At 58.7% G+C, this 14512-nt stretch carries 15 protein-coding genes and 1 pseudogene; 13 read left to right on the top strand and 3 right to left on the bottom strand.

Annotated features, from left to right (window positions below; translation table 11 throughout):
• Positions 1 to 111: 111 nt before the first annotated feature.
• Positions 112 to 1518, top strand: coding sequence for an adenylate/guanylate cyclase domain-containing protein (locus V8P77_RS25615; protein WP_335914748.1), 1407 nt, complete (start codon positions 112 to 114; stop codon positions 1516 to 1518).
• 122 nt (positions 1519 to 1640) lie between these two features.
• On the opposite strand, the gene V8P77_RS25610 is transcribed toward V8P77_RS25615, so the two are convergent.
• Positions 1641 to 2528, bottom strand: a complete 888-nt coding sequence (locus tag V8P77_RS25610; protein WP_335914747.1) for a LysR family transcriptional regulator — start codon at positions 2526 to 2528, stop codon at positions 1641 to 1643.
• Between the two features lie 209 nt (positions 2529 to 2737).
• Here V8P77_RS25610 and V8P77_RS25605 point away from each other — a divergent pair, with 209 nt between their 5' ends.
• The 5 genes from V8P77_RS25605 to V8P77_RS25585 all read left to right on the top strand — a co-directional run bounded on the left by V8P77_RS25605 (position 2738) and on the right by V8P77_RS25585 (position 6793).
• Positions 2738 to 3856 carry an MFS transporter gene (locus V8P77_RS25605; protein ID WP_335914746.1) on the top strand — a complete coding sequence of 373 codons (1119 nt, stop codon included), beginning with the start codon at positions 2738 to 2740 and terminating at the stop codon, positions 3854 to 3856.
• A 57-nt stretch (positions 3857 to 3913) separates the two neighbouring features.
• Positions 3914 to 5026: an alpha/beta hydrolase gene (locus V8P77_RS25600; protein ID WP_335914745.1), complete on the top strand. Its 1113-nt coding sequence runs from the start codon at positions 3914 to 3916 to the stop codon at positions 5024 to 5026.
• Positions 5027 to 5186: 160 nt separating this feature from the next.
• Positions 5187 to 5660 (top strand): cytochrome P460 family protein, encoded by a 474-nt coding sequence (locus tag V8P77_RS25595; protein WP_335914744.1) that lies wholly within the window; start codon positions 5187 to 5189, stop codon positions 5658 to 5660.
• 18 nt (positions 5661 to 5678) lie between these two features.
• Positions 5679 to 6377 carry a hypothetical protein gene (locus V8P77_RS25590; protein WP_335914743.1) on the top strand — a complete coding sequence of 233 codons (699 nt, stop codon included), beginning with the start codon at positions 5679 to 5681 and terminating at the stop codon, positions 6375 to 6377.
• A 62-nt stretch (positions 6378 to 6439) separates the two neighbouring features.
• Positions 6440 to 6793, top strand: coding sequence for a cyclophilin-like fold protein (locus V8P77_RS25585; RefSeq protein WP_335914742.1), 354 nt, complete (start codon positions 6440 to 6442; stop codon positions 6791 to 6793).
• Positions 6794 to 7076: 283 nt separating this feature from the next.
• Here V8P77_RS25585 and V8P77_RS25580 read toward each other — a convergent pair whose 3' ends face one another.
• On the bottom strand, positions 7077 to 7544 hold the full coding sequence (locus V8P77_RS25580) for a (R)-mandelonitrile lyase (RefSeq protein WP_335914907.1): 468 nt from the start codon (positions 7542 to 7544) through the stop codon (positions 7077 to 7079).
• A gap of 225 nt (positions 7545 to 7769) precedes the next feature.
• Here V8P77_RS25580 and V8P77_RS25575 point away from each other — a divergent pair.
• From V8P77_RS25575 to V8P77_RS25555, 5 genes and pseudogenes are all read left to right on the top strand, one after another.
• Positions 7770 to 7907 (top strand): annotated as a pseudogene (locus V8P77_RS25575) (DUF5939 domain-containing protein); the annotation flags it as partial.
• 441 nt (positions 7908 to 8348) lie between these two features.
• A complete protein-coding gene (locus V8P77_RS25570) occupies positions 8349 to 9479 on the top strand; it encodes a TRAP transporter substrate-binding protein (RefSeq protein ID WP_168327074.1) in 1131 nt (376 codons plus the stop codon).
• 59 nt (positions 9480 to 9538) lie between these two features.
• A complete protein-coding gene (locus tag V8P77_RS25565; RefSeq protein ID WP_168281180.1) occupies positions 9539 to 10186 on the top strand; it encodes a TRAP transporter small permease subunit in 648 nt (215 codons plus the stop codon).
• On the top strand, positions 10183 to 11610 hold the full coding sequence (locus V8P77_RS25560) for a TRAP transporter large permease (protein ID WP_025397034.1): 1428 nt from the start codon (positions 10183 to 10185) through the stop codon (positions 11608 to 11610). Before V8P77_RS25565 ends, V8P77_RS25560 begins: the two co-directional genes overlap by 4 nt.
• Positions 11611 to 11644: 34 nt before the next feature.
• Positions 11645 to 11827: a hypothetical protein gene (locus V8P77_RS25555; protein ID WP_025397033.1), complete on the top strand. Its 183-nt coding sequence runs from the start codon at positions 11645 to 11647 to the stop codon at positions 11825 to 11827.
• Between the two features lie 283 nt (positions 11828 to 12110).
• Here the strand turns inward: V8P77_RS25555 and V8P77_RS25550 are convergent, their stop codons facing one another.
• On the bottom strand, positions 12111 to 12917 hold the full coding sequence (locus V8P77_RS25550) for an AraC family transcriptional regulator (RefSeq protein WP_335914741.1): 807 nt from the start codon (positions 12915 to 12917) through the stop codon (positions 12111 to 12113).
• A gap of 95 nt (positions 12918 to 13012) precedes the next feature.
• On the opposite strand from V8P77_RS25550, the gene V8P77_RS25545 reads away from it, so the two are divergent.
• Together V8P77_RS25545 and V8P77_RS25540 are read left to right on the top strand one after the other, a co-directional pair.
• Positions 13013 to 13390 (top strand): DUF1127 domain-containing protein, encoded by a 378-nt coding sequence (locus V8P77_RS25545; RefSeq protein WP_335914740.1) that lies wholly within the window; start codon positions 13013 to 13015, stop codon positions 13388 to 13390.
• A gap of 43 nt (positions 13391 to 13433) precedes the next feature.
• Positions 13434 to 14168 carry a class I SAM-dependent DNA methyltransferase gene (locus V8P77_RS25540; protein WP_335914739.1) on the top strand — a complete coding sequence of 245 codons (735 nt, stop codon included), beginning with the start codon at positions 13434 to 13436 and terminating at the stop codon, positions 14166 to 14168.
• Positions 14169 to 14512: the final 344 nt, after the last annotated feature.

Below are 14512 nucleotides of genomic sequence, written 5' to 3'. Positions count from 1 at the left end.
CCCGGGAAGCGAGCAGCATCCAAGCCTACAGATTTCTATTGGGAAACTCCCGTGGTATGATCTCGGTCCTGGCGTTGTCCGCCGTGGGTTCTGCACACGGAGACTTGTCTAATGAGCGAAGTGGACGTCCTTTTTGCCTCCCTGCGACAGGCGGCTGACCCGCGGACGGTCGAGTGCATCGAGAACGTCGTCCTGCATGGCTCGGATCGCGAGCTCAATCGCATCAATGCGCTCGCTTTCGCCGATCAGCACCATCTCGATGAAGAGAAAACGATCGCCGCGTTTCTCCATGCAGCCCGCATAGGCGCATTCGAGATGACCTGGAATGTCCTTTGCCCGGGATGCGGCGGCGTCCTCGACAGCGGCGCAACCCTCAAAACCGTCGTCCACGAGACGTACCATTGCGCGCTCTGCGCGGCCGGATACGAGCCGACCCTCGACGAGATGGTCGAGGTCACGTTTACGGTCAGCCCGCGCGTGCGCAGGATTGCCGCTCACGATCCCGATCGGTTGCCGCCGCTCGAGTACTACCGCCAGATCTTCTTCAGCTCCGGGGTCGACCTGCCTGACGATCTCGAAGCGAGGTTTTCACGCATCCAGCTGGAGATGATCGAGTTGGCTCCGGGCGAGAAGGCTTTCGTCTCCCTGCAGCTGCCGGCGCAATTCGTCATCATCTTCGATGCGGTGACACACTCCGCGCAGTTCATCGACGTGCAGGGCGAGCCCACCGACGAACGTCAAACCCTCTCGATGATCATCAGTCGGACGCACGCGCTGAACGAAACGCTGACCCTTCGTCCGGGCTCACTGCGGCTCACCCTCGAGAACCATACCGATCGCAGGGTGGTACCGAATGTCTGCATCGCAGGCGACGAGCTGCACGACCTGCTGGGCCGCAGGCGGGCTTTTTTGACAGCCAAGCGCCTGCTGACGAACCAGAGCTTCCGCGACATCTATCGAACCGACACTCTCGACGTCGACCAGCGCCTCAAGATCACCAGTCTGACTTTCCTCTTCACCGACTTGAGGGGCTCGACCGCGCTTTACGAGCGCGTCGGAGATCTTGCCGCTTTCGATCTGGTGCGAGCGCATTTCCGGGTTCTTCACGAGATCGTCGCCACCGAGGCCGGAGCGGTCGTCAAGACCATAGGCGATGCCGTGATGGCGACCTTCCCGAGCCCGGACCGCGCCGTGGCCGCGGCACTCAGGATGCGGGAGGCGATGCTTCGGCTAAATGCCGAACACGGCAGCGACGATCTTCTCCTGAAGATCGGCATCCATGAGGGGCCATGCCTCGCAGTCAACCTGAACGACCGGCAGGACTACTTCGGCCAGACCGTCAATATCGCCTCCCGCGTCCAGGGCCTTGCTGATCCCAATGTGATCATGACGACGGAAGCGATCGTAGGGGATGCCCAGGTTTCAGAGATCCTCCGTGACAGCGGTATCACCTCCGCCTCCCGGATGGCGGAGCTTCAGGGCATCGGGAGAGAGGTCAGGATTTTCGCGCTGTCGTGAGCTTGGGCTTCTCTTCGACGCCAAGCCGACTGTAGCATTTTCCGCTGCGTATAAACAAAGATCTAAAGCGCGATGAGCGAATCTGAAAGATCGCGACGCGCTTTAGTACAGCTGGCGACCCTTCAGGCCTTCAATGCTTCAACAACGACCTTGAATGCAGGCGCGTTTTGTCGGCGGCTCGGGTAATACAGATAATAGCCTGGGAACATTGGAGACCAGTCGTCAAGAAGCTGGACAAGCTGACCCGAGGCGATTTCGTCTGCGACAAGGGTCTCTGGCACATAGGCGATGCCGTACCCGGCGACTGCCGCGTCAATCATCGCATAGGACGTGTTGAAGGTTAGCTGCCCATCGACACGCACCCGGACTTCCCTACCATCCTTTCCGAACTCCCAAGCATAAAGGCCGCCAGCGCGGGCTTGCCGGTGGTTGATGCAGTCATGACCAACCAGCTCCTGAGGTGTCTTGGGGCTCGAACGCCTTGTGAGATATTCCGGAGAGGCGACCGCAACCAGACGCCAGTCGGGGCCGATGCGGACGGCGATCATGTCCTTGTCGACGCTCTCGCCAAGCCGTACGCCGGCGTCGAACTTTTCTTCGACGATATTTCGGAACCCATTGTCGCTGTTCAGCTCGACCTTGATGTCGGGATACTCCTTGAGCACAGAGCGCAATTTGGGCCAGACGACAGTTTCCAATGCATGATCCGATAGGGTGATACGGACAGCCCCGGTTGGCTTGTCCCTGATTTCCATCAGTTCGTCGATTTCGGTTTCGAGCTCCTCGATGCGCGGCGCAAGAGACCGGATCAATCTCTCTCCAGCTTCCGTTGGAGCAACGCTGCGGGTGGTCCGAGTCAGAAGGCGCAGGCCCATCCGCGCCTCCAGCTTCTTGATCGTGTGACTGATTGTCGACTGTGACGTCCCGAGCTTCGCCGCCGCCTTTGTGAAACTCCGCTCTTCCGCAACCACCAGAAACCAAAGCATGTCGTTGAGATCTTCGCGCTTCATCGCCGCCTCTTAACATCATCTATTGATGTCATAGATCGATAAGTCCAAACGAATTGCAATGGCTAATCTTCGAAGTGCGCTCGGCATATATTGCCGTCATGACACAACAAGCTCTCATACGATCCCAAACTCCATATCATGACATCGAACCCGCGCTAGTGGCCGCAGGTTCAACGACGCCGAGAGCCGCCTGGGGCGCAGTTATCTCCATGGCTTTGTGCGTTGCTGTCCTGATCGCTTCTGAATTCATGCCAGTCAGCCTTTTGTCGCCGATCTCCACCGAACTGGGCGTTTCCGAAGGGCGGGCGGGACAGGCGATCTCTATTTCCGGCATCTTTGCTGTACTCACCAGTATCTTCGTGGCCGGTCTGACGCGCCGAGTGGACCGGCGGTTGGTTCTCGCATCGTTTTCGCTGATCCTGATCGTCTCTGGAACGATGGTCACCTTCGCCCCAAACTATCTCGTCTTGATCGTCGGGCGCGCTATGCTCGGCATCGCCATCGGCGGCTTCTGGTCGATGTCCACCTCAATCGTCATGCGGCTGGTTCCTGAAGACTCAGTCCCCAGGGGACTAGCAATGCTGAACGCCGGCAATGCCATTGCCGCGACGATCTCCGCGCCGCTGGGAAGTCTGCTTGGTAGCTACATCGGGTGGCGAGGCGCCTTCTTCGCGGTCGTTCCACTCGCCCTTCTGGCTCTGGTTTGGCAGTGGATCAGCCTGCCGTCTCTACCACCGCGGCGCAACGAAGGATCGTCCAATGTCTTTCGGCTTCTTCTCCGCCCGCAGATTGCGATCGGCATGGCATCGATCATGCTCCTATTCATGGGCCAGTTCGCCCTGTTCACATACCTCCGCCCATTCCTCGAAACAGTGACGGCGGTCTCGATATCAACTCTGTCCCTCCTGCTCCTGTTGATGGGCCTGGCGGGTGTCGTAGGGACGACCATTGTAAGCCATCTGCTCAACACGCGGTTGTTCGTCATTCTTGGCGCAATCCCGCTGATCATGGCCGTGATTGCATTGGGGCTAGTTGCGTTCGGATCGTCCTCGACCATCACTGCCGTGCTTCTGATCGGCTGGGGATTGTTCAGCACGGCTGCTCCCGTTGGCTGGGGGACCTGGCTGAGCCGCACCATGCCTCACGACGCAGAAGCAGGTGGCGGGTTGCAGGTGGCGACGATCCAACTCGCGATTACCCTGGGCGCATCGATTGGCGGGGCCCTTTTCGATAGCTCCGGCTGGTGGACCGCCTTCCTGTTCGCGGCAGTGCTTCTGGCGGGCTCAGCACTTCTTGCCATCGCCGCATGGCATTCCACACGGCGCTGAACGATCCGCGGGCATTCCATGCGGAAGAATTTCCATCGCATCACCACTCAAGGAGACATGCAGATGACCAACCAAGTCCAAAACGACGCACAAACCCCGAAAACCGGCATTGATCGCCGCCACCTGCTCAAGATGACGGGCGCCAGCGTCGCGGCACTTGGGGCGATGTCATTGTTCGATACGACAATGACAAAGGCTCAAGACATGTCGAACGGAGCAGCGAATTTCTACACCAGTGACAAGGTGACCCGTCACAAGGTCACCTTCAAAACCCAGTACCAAACATTTGTCGCCGGCAACCTCCACCTCCCTAACGGCCTCGACCGGACCAAGAAAATCCCCGCTATCGTTGTCGGTCACCCGATGGGGGCGGTAAAGGAACAGAGCGCCAACCTCTACGCCACCAAAATGGCGGAACAGGGCTTTGTCGCAATGTCCATCGATCTGCCTTTCTGGGGGGACAGCGAAGGCCAGCCACGCAACCTCGTATCTCCCGAAGCCTATGCAGAGGCGTTCAGCGCCGGTGTCGATTTCCTCGGCTCGAGTTCTTTCGTTGACCGTCATAATATCGGTGTGATCGGTATATGCGGGAGCGGCAGCTTCGTTATCAGCGCTGCCAAGATCGATCCCCGCATCAAGGCCATCGCCACGGTGAGCATGTATGACATGGGTGCAGCCTTCCGGGATGCGCTTAACAAGTCGCAGACGGTCGAACAGCGCAAGCAATTCATCGCTGCTGCCGCTGAACAGCGATGGGCGGAAGCTGACGGTGCAGGCGTCAACTATATAGGCGGCACTACGCTCGAACTGACGGCAGATACAGATCCGGTACAGCGCGAGTTTTACGACTTCTACCGGACGTCTCGCGGCGAGTTCACCCCTGCAGGCGTTGCCAGAGAGACGACGACGAAGCCGACGCTGAGCAGCAGCGTCAAATTCATGAACTTCTATCCGTTCAACGACATCGAGACGATCTCGCCCCGCCCGATGCTCTTCATCTCCGGCGACCAAGCCCACTCGAAAGAATTCAGCCAGGACGCCTACAACCGGGCTTCGGAGCCGAAGGAGCTCGTCTGGGTCAAGGATGCGGGCCATGTCGATCTTTATGATCGCGTCGACCTGATCCCCTTCGACAAGCTGAAGGGCTTCTTCGATCAGCACCTCGTCTGAAAGCGAGAAGCAAAAGGAACGTCCGGACGCTTCGTTTGGCGCCAGCCTCGTCTTGGCAATCATCTCGGCTGATCCCGTTAGACAGTCGGCCGCTCCTGTGGCGGTGGCCGAAGCGAAGGGTCGTGCCGCCTTCCACGTACGACTTGAAAGGATGAAGACAATGAAACTTTTTCGCTGGTCCGGCTTGATGGTTGCCCCGCTCGCGGTCGTTCTGGCAGGCTACATCTTTGCCGAAATCGACCTGTCACCGACCTCAGCGCTTGCGGCATCCAACTCGGTTACCTTCCCGCCTCTCGAACAGCTTGAGCATTACACGACGGTTCGACGCGGGATCACGCGCGAGCATATGCTGACCAGCCCAGCCGCTCTTTCGGCGCTTAAAGCCGGGCAACCTGTTCCGACAGGCACCCATATGGTTCTCGTCGACTATCAGAGCGACGTGCTGGCGCGTTATCTCGTGGCACAGAAGATTGGTGCCGGTGCAGATCAATGGGAATACCAGTGGTTCTGGCCAGATCGGACCGTCAAAGCAGACGAGAATGTCGCGCGTTGCTACTCCTGCCACCGATCGCGTCAGTCCGAGCAGTTCATGTTCACGTTGACCGGCGCCATTGCCGACGATGACCCGCTCTGACTTCGAAGAGGTATTGCAATGCTTCGATTGGTGACCGATCGCCTTCTTCTTCCCGCTAGCATGGGCGCGCTGCTTATGCTGGCGCTCGCATACTGGTGGCTCGACAACGGCCCGCACGAGATCTTTGGCACAGCCATGTTCGGGCTTCTCGCTTGGCACCTGACTATGAACGGGCGCTGGTTTTTAACGTTCCGGAGCGGCCGTTACGATGTTCGTCGCTGGGTGATCTTGATCACACATGCGTGGCTTGCGATCACCATGGCGGTGCTGGTGGTGACCAGTGTGCTGATCTCTCGTTCCGTACTGAGCTTCGTCCAGTTCACGGACAATGTCAGCGTTATCGAGCTCCACTGGTTTTCTGCCTATTGGGTGATGATAATCATCGCCGTCCATGTCGGTAGCCATTGGACGCGTGTGATGGCCACGGCAAGAACAGCCTTCAGGCTTTCGCCGTCCTGGATCAGAGCCGTTATTTTGCGACTGGTTGCCGTGCTCCTTCTGGGCTTTGGCGCCTGGAGCTTTGCCGTTCTTGGCGTGTCGACCAAGCTGATGTTCGGCTACAGCCTGGAATTCTGGGATTTCACCAGCTCAGTGACGCCTTTTTTTGTGCATTGGACAACTGTGATGGCAGGCGTGGGCGTGGCCTCCCACTACGCCATGGTCTGCCTGAGATCGTTCACCCAGACTCGTACTCCCACAACGAAAGTTCAGACATGAGGCAGACCAAAGGTAGAATATTTGGCGCAGCCCTTCTAACGCTCAACCTTGGAGGATCCGCCTTGGCGCAGGACCGTATTTTGATCTCGTCCGAATGGGGCAATGTTTCCGCCGAACTGGCTGACAATGCCGCCGCTCGCGCCCTTTCCGGAATGCTGCCGTTGACGATCGAGATGGACGATCATCTGCGTCAGGAAAAGACGGGCGATCTGCCTACAGGATTGCCGACCGCTCCTCGTCAGCGCGAATTCTCCGCCGGCACACTTGGTTTGTGGAGCTCTGGCGACTTCGTCATCTACTACCGTGACGGCCGTGTGCCGCAGCCGGGTATTGTAATCTTGGGTCAGGTGCAGGGCGGCGTGTCGATTTTTGACAGACCTGGTAAAGTTACTGTCAAAATCGACAGGGCTCGCTGATCGCAGACAGCTTGGGCTTCGCCGTGCTAAGTAATGAACTCGCCTGGCTTGCGCAAAATAGCGAGAGGAAGCCGGCTGAAGGTTCGACGAACCGATCACCCCGTGCCCTTCTGCCCCTCCGCAGACCGGCCCCTGAAGATCAGCGGTAGCCGCCTGACTGACGTCCCCCCGATTCGACAGAATACCCAACGAAATAGCAGGCCAGTTCCACCAGGCTGGAACGCAACGTGCTCAAGCCGCGAGCCCTCGGCCGGGGCTTCCCGGCCGGGAGGCCTAGTCTACGTCAATTCAGGTACTGCTCGTCGGTTACCTTTTCCATCCAGTCGACTCCCTTGCCGTCCTTCATGTTGGTGATAGCGATATGGCTGACATCGTTCTTGTCCGTCGCTCCATGCCAGTGCTTTACTCCGGGCGGCGTCCAGATCACATCGCCTGCGCGGATCACCCGCTTCTCGCCACCTTCTTCCTGAACCCAGCCCGTACCTGAGGTGACGATGAGGACCTGTCCTGCGGGATGCGTATGCCAGGCGGAACGGGCGCCAGGCTCAAAGGTCACGAGGCCGCCCGTGTTCCCCGTATGCTCATTTTGGGAATACAGCGGATTGACTATCGCCGATCCGGTGAAATTTGCTTCAGGCCCTTTCAAGGAAGGCCGTGATCCAGCTGGCATGATCTGGGTGGTCTCGGCGTATGCGGCCGCCGAGGCGAGGAAGCTTATCGCTATGGCAGTCGTAGCGAACAGTTTCATGATGTCGTCTCCATTCTGATGTGTAGTCTTGCTGTCTCCGGCCTTAAAATGATCTTCGGGGCTGGCATGCCACATCAGGATGCCGTGGGCCGCCGGTTCGATCTCCACGACCGTCGATGAAGGACAAGATAGTGGTGCCACTCTGCAGGATTAGAGGCGGATTTCTGCATAGGCCTATGGCCGTCACTCATAAGTGAGTAGCTCGGCCTCGATCGGATGGTACGGTCCATCCCCACAATGCTGCGAGAGAACGTTAACGACCTCTTGGGCCGCAGGCGGGCTTTTCTGACAGCCAAGCGTCTGCTGACGAACCAGAGCTTCCGCGACATCTATCGGACCGACACACTCGACGTCGACCAGCGCCTCCCGGATGGCGGAGCTTCAGGGCATCGGGAGAGAGGTCAGGATTTTTGCGCTATCGTGAGGTTGGTCTTCGAGGTCAAGCCAACTTGAGCGGTTTCCGCTAACGGCCCTTTGTGGACTTTCATTGGGCAATCAGTGTTCGGCAGCTTCGCGCCTCTTCTCGGTCATCGGCTTAATCGACTTGGGGACGAAGGCGATCAAGAACGAGCACATGGCTCCAGTTCATCGTCGACGGGCGAAAGCAGCGTTTTCTTTCTAAGCTGAGGTAGTCCGGACAACCCGGAGCAGCGGTACTTGTGCCTTGGCCGTTGGACCACAGCCCCAAGCTGCCATCAACAACACTTGAACGACTGTCAGAATTGCAAAAAGTGTGCATAATTGACAAATGAGAACAATCGGTTGTTGAGTAGGGAGAATTCGACAACAATCCAGGGAGGAAGAACAATGAACAAGAAGGCAGTATCGCGTCGAGAGTTGCTGGGAGCCTCTACGCTCGTTGGAGTAACCGCAGTTGGGGCTCTTGCCGCCCCGGCCGTGCTGGCCCAGGCACCCACCGTCATTAAAATGCAAACATCCTGGCCCGCGTCGGACATCTGGATGGATTTTGCCCGCCAGTACGTCCAACGGGTCGAACGAATGTCCGGCGGACGCCTGAAGTTCGAACTAATGCCTGCCGGTACGGTCGTCGGCGCGTTTCAGGTGCTCGACGGCGTCAACGATGGCGTGATCGACGCAGCCCACACCGTTCCCGTCTATTGGTACGGAAAGCACAAGGCAGCTTCCCTCTTCGGAACCGGGCCGGTATTTGGCGGCAGCGCAACCACCATGCTCGGATGGTTCCATCAAGGTGGCGGCAAGGATCTCTACCGAGAACTCACCCAGGACATCATGGGGCTGAACCTTTACGGCTTCTATGGCTTCCCGATGCCCGCGCAGCCGTTCGGCTGGTTCAAGAACCAGGTCGCGACCGTGAACGACGTCAACGGCCTCAAATATCGCACGGTCGGGCTCGCCGCCGATCTCATGCAGAATATGGGCATGAGCGTCGCTCAACTTCCGGGCGGCGAGATCGTGCCGGCAATGGAGCGAGGTGTCATCGACGCCTTCGAGTTCAACAATCCCTCCTCTGACCTACGGTTTGGTTCGCAGGATGTCGCCAAGAACTACATGCTGTCGTCCTACCATCAAGCGAGCGAATCTTTCGAGTTCCTCTTCAACAAGGATGTGTTTGACGACCTTCCCGACGATCTGCAGGCGATCCTGGAATATGGCGTGGAGGCAGCAAGCACGGCGAATACAGCGTCCGCGATGGACAACTATTCAAGCGACCTTCGAAAGCTCCAGGCCGAACATGGCGTGACCGTGCACCGCACTCCAAAGGAAATTCTGGATGCGCAACTGAAGGCCTGGGATGCGATCATCCCCACGCTTGAAGCGGATGCGTTCATGAAGAAGGTGCTCGACAGTCAGCGGCAGTGGGTGGAGAGGGTCGTGTACTACGAATTGATGAACTCCGCCGATCTCGCACTCGCCTATGAGCACTATTTCCCCGGAAAATTGAACCTCGGAAAATAGATGGTGAAGGCCCGGTATTTCCGGGCCTCGTCCCTCATCGAGGTTAGGGAGGCGCTTGCATGCTCCGTTACATTGCATTCGCCGACGATTTGTCGGCGTGGTTCGGCAAGATGTTCGCGTGGGGGATACTCATCATGGCCTTCGGCGTCGGCTATGAGGTTGTTGCACGCTACCTCTTTCGCGCGCCGACCCCCTGGGCCTTCGATCTGAGCTACATGCTCTATGGAACGATCTTCATGATGGCGGGAGCGTATACCCTCTCGCGTGATGGCCATGTGCGCGGCGACTTCATCTACCGGCTCTGGAAACCTCGCACGCAGGCCAGGCTGGAACTGGTGTTGTACTTCATCTTTTTCTTTCCCGGTATAACCGCGCTTGTGTTCTCGGGCTGGAAATATGCCGCACGCAGTTGGGGCTACCTGGAGGTCAGTTCCAACAGTCCCGCCGGTGTGCCGATCTTCCAGTTCAAGGCCGTGATCGTCGCCGCCGGCATTCTCCTGTTCCTGCAGGGCGTGGCGCAGGTCTTCCGCTGCATTCTCTGCATAAGGACGGGCGAATGGCCGAAGCAGGCCGAAGATGTCGAAGAACTGGAAAAGGTACTACTGGAAACAAAAAGCCTGGACGTGCTCAAGTCCGAGGACGAGGGTTTCCTTCCGTCGCGGGAACTTGACGCTGGACGTGAACCACGGGATCGGGACGCTCAATGACGGATGCACATATCGCCGTCGGGATGCTCCTCATCCTGATCCTCACCATCTTCCTCGGCTTTCCGGTGGCGTTCACTTTGATGGCTCTGGGTGTCGGCTTCGGATACTATGCCTATTACGATGCCGGCCGCATGTGGCGCGGCTATGACCGCGCGCTCGAATCCGGCGGCGATGCCGCTACACTGGCGCAGACCTGGATCGGCGGTTTCTTCAACAACCGGATCTTCGATCTGTTCGTCAACCAGACCTACTCGGTCATCCAGAACGACGTGCTGACGGCTATCCCGCTGTTCCTGTTCATGGGCTACATCGTCGAGCGAGCCAACATCGTCGATCGGCTGTTCTCGACGCTATTCAGCGTCACGCGCCGGGTGCCCGGCTCGATGGCGGTCGCCGCCCTGGTCACCTGCACACTCTTTGCCACGGCAACCGGCATCGTCGGGGCCGTGGTGACGTTGATGGGACTGCTCGCCCTACCAGCGATGCTGAAGGCAAAGTATGACGTGCGCTACGCGACGGGCGTGATCTGCGCGGGCGGCACGCTCGGGATCCTGATCCCGCCTTCCATCCTGCTGATCGTCTATGCGGCCACCTCCGGGATCTCGGTTGTCCGAATGTATGCGGCGGCGCTCCTGCCCGGCCTCGCCCTAGCCGGGTTTTATCTCATCTATGTCGTGGTGCGAGCAATTCTGCAGCCGCAACTGGCGCCGCGGCCAACGAAAGAAGATGTGGGCGAGCACACGCCGGTCCAACTCGCCTGGATGATGCTTACATCCTTCGCGCCGCTCGCCTTTCTGATTCTTGCGGTGCTGGGCGCCATTCTCTTTGGCCTGGCAACGCCGTCGGAAGCCGCCGCAATCGGCGCATTGGGGGGACTGGCGCTTGCTGCGGCCTATCGGGCGCTGACCTGGCAGCGACTGAAGGAGTCGGTGTATCTGACGGCGCGAACGACCGCGATGGTCTGCTGGTTGTTCGTCGGTTCGGCGACCTTCGCATCGGTATTCGCCTATCTCGGGGGCCAACAGTTCATCAGTGACTTCGTGACCGGCCTGGACATGTCGCCGCTGATGTTCCTGATCCTGGCCCAGATCATCATCTTCATTCTCGGCTGGCCTCTGGAATGGACTGAAATCATCGTCATCTTCATCCCGATCTTCATTCCGCTGCTGCCGCATTTCGGAATCGATCCGCTGTTCTTCGGTATCCTCGTGGCAATCAACCTGCAGACGGCCTTCCTATCACCACCCATGGCGATGTCGGCATACTACTTGAAGGGCGTCTCGCCTCCGCATGTCAAACTGACCGACATCTTCCGCGGCATGATGCCGTATATGTTGATCGTCATTCTCTGCATGGTGGTCATCTATCTGTTCCCGAGCATCGTCTACATGCTGCCGAATCTACTCTATGGAGTACAGAGATGACGCAGTGTCTGGCCAATTCCGAAAGGATAGACCGATGAACAGAAGCCGGTTTTTTGCGATATTTGCATTCGTGACGCTTGTCGCGTTCTGCGCGGTCATCCTGGCGTTTGTTCCACGGTTCGATTTGGCCGCTGCACTGCTGATCGGGATTGTCCCGGCGGGGTACGACATCTGGGATCAGCTCTTTCGGCGACGCCCGTCGAAATCGTCTGGATAGACTGCAATCGTTCAACCGCCGCCCTTTCGTGACGGCAATCCGCTGCAAAAAGCCCGTTCGTCCATCGACCTACGGTAAGCGGTGTTTTCCTCGCACATTGACCAAGCTCGATTGGCCATTCCAAAAAATGCCGCTACGACATTGATGGCAAGAATGCGCCAAAGCGGTCATGTCGAAGGGGTTGGCGATGACCAAAATGGGGCCGGAAGGAGACTGGCAGGTTCTGGAGAGCGAGGCCAAGAAGGCAGACTTACGCGGTAAGCCGCGCCGGGCATCCGGTGAATCACAGCTCCAGAGGCGTGTCTTGGAAGTATTTTCCGGGAGAGGCACCGAAGGCCGCCCGAAAAACCGCGATGAAGGCGCTGGGGCCTGAGTAGCCGAGTGCAAAAGCGATGTCGCCGACGCTTCGGCCACCGGCGAGCCACTCCACCGATTTCAGCAGTTTCGCCTGCTGTCGCCAGGCGCGGAAACTCATCCCTGTCTCAGATTGGAAGTGACGCTGGAAGCTACGTGGGGACATGGCCGCACGTGACGCAAGCTTATCGAGGGGCCAATCTGCGCCCGGCTCATTCCGCATGTCTGCGGCGATGTCCCGGAAGCGTTCGGATGCCGGCAACGGGAGAGACAACGGTGCGACCGGACTCGTCTGGAGCTGGTCGAGAATGACTGCCACAAGTCGTTCGGCGCGGAGGCTGCCCGCATCCGCGCGAGGTATTTCCAGAAACGCCAGGATTAGCTCGCGCAGGAGCCGCGTCGTACCGATCACGGAGACTTCCGGTGACAGGCTCGCCACCGCGTCGGGGCGGAAAAAGAGATAGCTGCGCTCCGTCTCCTGCAGGTAGGTCACCTCGTGGAGGACCCCGGACGGCACGAACACGGCGCGTTCGGGCGGGATGATGAAGTAACCCCGCTCCGTCTCCAGCCTCAGCGAACCCCGCACGATCTGGAAAAGCTGCGCCCGGTGGTGCGTATGAAAAACGTAGGTCCGCCCGGCGGGCTCTGCTCCGCCCTGAGCGACAGCGGTATGCGGATAATCTCCGAATCCCTCTTCCGGCAAATGAACGTTGATCAGGTTGTCGCGGGCAATCATGGCGGCTCAGAGACATAATTTGTCAGACTGCCGATAACACGTCTGACGGCAATTCACTAGGTTGGCATTAACTCAGCACAACTTGGACGAAGGTCATGACACTGGAATTCCAAATAGCCGAAATCCCAGAGCGCCTTGCCCGCGGCGTTCTGACGAAGCTACCAGCTTTGAGGTTCGGAGCCTCCGTCGTTGTGGGCTGGTGGCAACGGAGCGAGACCGAACACGCACTGCACCGACTATCGGATCGTGATCTGGCGGACATAGGTATTGCGCGTCGCGATATTCGCGAGTTCGCTTGGACTGGCACCGTCGCAGCCAGCGAGCGGCGAAACAGATCACCGGCCGCCGCCATGGATGCGCTTGCCTGCAGGGAATCCCATGCCCCGAGCGGATGGGTGGAAGCCCTCGCTGATCCCTTTCGCGACGGCTCACGAATTAATGCGATGTCCACGAAGCCGCGGTCAACGCGATAGCGCTGTCGGTCTTGAAACAAGCGTTACCAGAGAGGCAGACAGAATGCATGATGACGGGCTTTTCGACGAGAAGATCGCTGCGACCTACGATGATGATAAAGGCATCTCTGCGCCAGAGGTGATCGAGCCGGCCGTTGATCTCCTGGCCGAGCTCGAAGGAGGCGGGCGCGCCTTGGAATTCGCGATCGGAACCGGACGTATCGCACTTCCTCTCGCGCGGAAAGGGGTGCAGGTGGAGGGCATCGAGCTTTCGAGGCCGATGGTGTCTCGCCTTCGCGCTAAAGAAGGAGGCGCGGAGATCTCGGTAGCGATCGGCGATATGGTAACGACGGATGTCGCGAGACGGTTCTCACTCGTCTACCTGGTTTTCAATACGATAAACAACCTGACATCGCAGGACGCTCAGCTCGCCTGCTTCCGGAACGCAGCCGCGCATCTCGAACCTGGTGGACACTTCCTGATTGAGGTCAGCGTGCCACCGCTTCAGCGGCTGCCGGTCGGCGAGACGATCCTGGCGTTCGACCACGGCGAAACGCATTGGGGCGTCGACGAGTACGACGTGGTGAACCAGAATTTCTCGTCCCATCACATCTGGCTCCGTGACGGAAGCTATGAGCGATTCTCAGTACCGTTTCGTTATGCCTGGCCAGCTGAATTCGACCTTATGGCGCGACTGGCTGGTTTAAGGCTCAAGGAGCGTTGGGGCGGCTGGAAAAAGGAGCTGTTCACGCAGGTCAGCGATAAACATGTCTCCGTCTGGCAGAAGGTTGAAGGTTAGGACGCGTGGAGCGAAGCGTCATCACCCTCGTCCGCAACGCGCCGATAGGAAGCCGGCCGCTTTCAACGCCATGCCGCTGCTTCCGGTCACAAGCAGCAGGCAACGAGAGCATCTCCTGCATCTTGGCTTTATCGTTGGCGTGTCCGCTTTCAGGATCTGTTGAAGCCAGCCCAAACGACCGACATTAGGCGCAAAGACCTACGGGCTCTTGGCTTGGAAATTGATCACCCCATGGCCCCTCCCTGTGAAAGCGAGAGGCACCGTCGTTACGCGAACTTCCGGTTAGCTCGCGTCGAGAAGGCGTCGGTGCGCGACGTCCGCGATGAGCGCCAAATCGAGCCGTA

It is taken from the genome of Rhizobium aouanii (genome assembly GCF_037002925.1).
Taxonomy (GTDB): Bacteria; Pseudomonadota; Alphaproteobacteria; order Rhizobiales; family Rhizobiaceae; genus Rhizobium; species Rhizobium aouanii.
The sequence above is the reverse complement of the archived record's forward strand: the minus strand, read 5'-3'. Positions and strand labels throughout refer to the sequence as shown.

Excerpts from the sequence above, each read along its gene's own strand:
- V8P77_RS25615 (WP_335914748.1), top strand. The coding sequence starts at position 112 with ATGAGCGAAGTGGACGTCCTTTTTGCCTCCCTGCGACAGGCGGCTGAC.
- V8P77_RS25610 (WP_335914747.1), bottom strand. The coding sequence starts at position 2,528 with ATGAAGCGCGAAGATCTCAACGACATGCTTTGGTTTCTGGTGGTTGCG.
- V8P77_RS25605 (WP_335914746.1), top strand. The coding sequence starts at position 2,738 with ATGGCTTTGTGCGTTGCTGTCCTGATCGCTTCTGAATTCATGCCAGTC.
- V8P77_RS25600 (WP_335914745.1), top strand. The coding sequence starts at position 3,914 with ATGCAGATGACCAACCAAGTCCAAAACGACGCACAAACCCCGAAAACC.
- V8P77_RS25595 (WP_335914744.1), top strand. The coding sequence starts at position 5,187 with ATGAAACTTTTTCGCTGGTCCGGCTTGATGGTTGCCCCGCTCGCGGTC.
- V8P77_RS25590 (WP_335914743.1), top strand. The coding sequence starts at position 5,679 with ATGCTTCGATTGGTGACCGATCGCCTTCTTCTTCCCGCTAGCATGGGC.
- V8P77_RS25570 (WP_168327074.1), top strand. The coding sequence starts at position 8,349 with ATGAACAAGAAGGCAGTATCGCGTCGAGAGTTGCTGGGAGCCTCTACG.
- V8P77_RS25565 (WP_168281180.1), top strand. The coding sequence starts at position 9,539 with ATGCTCCGTTACATTGCATTCGCCGACGATTTGTCGGCGTGGTTCGGC.
- V8P77_RS25560 (WP_025397034.1), top strand. The coding sequence starts at position 10,183 with ATGACGGATGCACATATCGCCGTCGGGATGCTCCTCATCCTGATCCTC.
- V8P77_RS25555 (WP_025397033.1), top strand. The coding sequence starts at position 11,645 with ATGAACAGAAGCCGGTTTTTTGCGATATTTGCATTCGTGACGCTTGTC.
- V8P77_RS25550 (WP_335914741.1), bottom strand. The coding sequence starts at position 12,917 with ATGATTGCCCGCGACAACCTGATCAACGTTCATTTGCCGGAAGAGGGA.
- V8P77_RS25545 (WP_335914740.1), top strand. The coding sequence starts at position 13,013 with ATGACACTGGAATTCCAAATAGCCGAAATCCCAGAGCGCCTTGCCCGC.
- V8P77_RS25540 (WP_335914739.1), top strand. The coding sequence starts at position 13,434 with ATGCATGATGACGGGCTTTTCGACGAGAAGATCGCTGCGACCTACGAT.